Annotated in this window: 1 protein-coding gene and 1 pseudogene; one reads left to right on the top strand and one right to left on the bottom strand. The window is 45.3% G+C overall.

Going from position 1 to position 2034, the window contains the following annotated elements:
* The first annotated feature begins 96 nt into the window (after positions 1–96).
* Entirely contained in the window at positions 97–1059 is a 963-nt protein-coding gene (locus tag ACFW2W_RS03730) for an NAD-dependent epimerase/dehydratase family protein (protein ID WP_378173495.1), read from the top strand.
* Positions 1060–1076: 17 nt separating this feature from the next.
* On the opposite strand, the pseudogene ACFW2W_RS03725 reads toward ACFW2W_RS03730, so the two are convergent.
* Positions 1077–1908: pseudogene (locus ACFW2W_RS03725) on the bottom strand (transposase); the annotation flags it as partial.
* Positions 1909–2034: the final 126 nt, after the last annotated feature.

Below are 2034 nucleotides of genomic sequence, written 5' to 3'. Positions count from 1 at the left end.
CCATTTCTCAAAGCATGGAGGCATTGCGTCGGGTGTAGTTTCCTTCATGGGTATTTTTCAACGTGAACTTCTTATCTGGCATGGATCATAACTCATTTGGTTTTAATTCATTGTTTAAGTCCCGGTAGCAGATGTGCGCGAACCGACAGGTCGGCGCTTCGCTATCGCTACGCCTTGCGTCACGCCCTCAAAGACGCCAAACAAGTCTTTCACTTTGCCGCCCAGGTGGCAGTGAGAACCAGCTTAATCGACCCAGTGCATGACTTTGAGGTGAATTCTTCGGGGACGCTGAATTTGCTCGAAGAAATGCGATCGCTGTTTGATCCACCGCCCCTCGTCTTCACTTCCACTAACAAAGTCTACGGCAATCTACCAGACATCCAATTCCAGCAGAACCATACCCGCTATCAACCCATTGTCGGGGCAGGGTTCCCCTGTCCTGGTATTAGCGAAGACCGTCCGATAGACTTCCATAGTCCCTATGGTTGTTCTAAAGGTGCCGCCGATCAGTACGTCCTCGACTACGCCCGTACCTTTGGTATGCCCACAGTCGTCTTCCGCATGAGCTGCATTTACGGCCCCCATCAGTTCGGCACCGAAGATCAAGGCTGGGTTGCTCACTTCCTGATTCGCGCCATCAAAGGTCAGCCAGTCACATTATACGGCGACGGAATGCAGGTGCGAGACATCCTGTTTGTTGAGGATCTTGTCGATGCCTTCCTGCTAGCACAAGAGAATATTCGCACTCTCTCCGGTCAAGCTTTCAATATCGGTGGCGGCATTGAAAACACCATCAGCTTACTGGAATTCATCGAACTGATCCGCGAGATACATGGGAAAAAGCCGACCGTATATTTTGACAATTGGCGTCCCGGAGATCAGTGTTACTACGTCTCCGATACCAGGAAATTTCAAGCCGCAACTGGCTGGACACCCCAATTGAGCATTCCCCAAGGCGTCCGAAAACTCTATCAATGGCTGTTATCTCGCAGGATAATTGCCACACCCTGCGATCGCTGGGATTTTATCAAGCGCTGTCCACAGCCCGAATTGACTTAGCGGGACTTAAACAAAATTCAAGCCCAAACAAAGCCTAAATTGGCTAGGTGTAAGGCGAATACGTCACTATTCTCCTGAAGCCAACAGACAAATCGATAAGATATGGCTGTTCTAAAAGCTGACAAAGCTTCAGTAAATGTCTTCAACGGTTTATTCGCCCAGCGCCGTCTTAAACCTCCCGTTAATTGTTGCCAAATAATAAAACTGTAGGCACAGAAAACTAATATCAAATGTCGATGAAGGCTGATGGTACTTCGCGTCTGATATTCTTTTAAACCTAACCATCATGAGAGCCTCACGATAGAATACTTCCACCCAATTTCTTTGGGAGTAAGTTTTTATTATCCATTCACAGGTTGCCTTTTCGTGAGCAACATTAGTAATAAGATAGTTAACTTCTGTGGCTTCGGCTAAACTAGCAGCATTCATCACGATAGCTATTGTTCTAGTTTCTACAAAAGCTGGCATTTCTACCTCAACTGTGGCTACCCATACTGTTCTTGGGAGTTCTACTTCTAGTTGGATGCCTGTAAATGCCTCTGGCTTCAGGCTTTTTGCTAACTCATCTAATCTTAAAGTTACTTTTTCCTTCTCTGGTTCTAGTTGACAAATAACTTTTCTATTTTTGGCTAATCCAGCTATGTATTTTAACTTATTTAACTCTAATTGCTTCAGGAAATTACTATTATTTCCATAGCCGGCATCTACCAATACTACTCCCGGCTTTTCACCTCTGCTTAGACATTTATCAATTAACTTCAATGCTATATCTGGCTTTTTGACAAATTCTGGGTCTTGTTTTCCTTCCGGTAATGAACTCGCGTGCTGATACAATTCAACATCTAATGGTCAGGGCTATTTCATTCTAGACAGAGAGGGTGAAATCCAGTAAGCTAAAGCTCAACGAATTTTTCTTATCGAGCTATGAGAACGCTTGCCATTGTGGAAGCCTTTTCCAGTTTGCCTGACGCACGA

The organism is Coleofasciculus sp. H7-2 (assembly GCF_042747725.1).
Lineage (GTDB): Bacteria > Cyanobacteriota > Cyanobacteriia > Cyanobacteriales > FACHB-T130 > FACHB-T130.
Note: the sequence above shows the minus strand (reverse complement) of the source record. Positions and strands in the feature narration are given on the sequence as shown.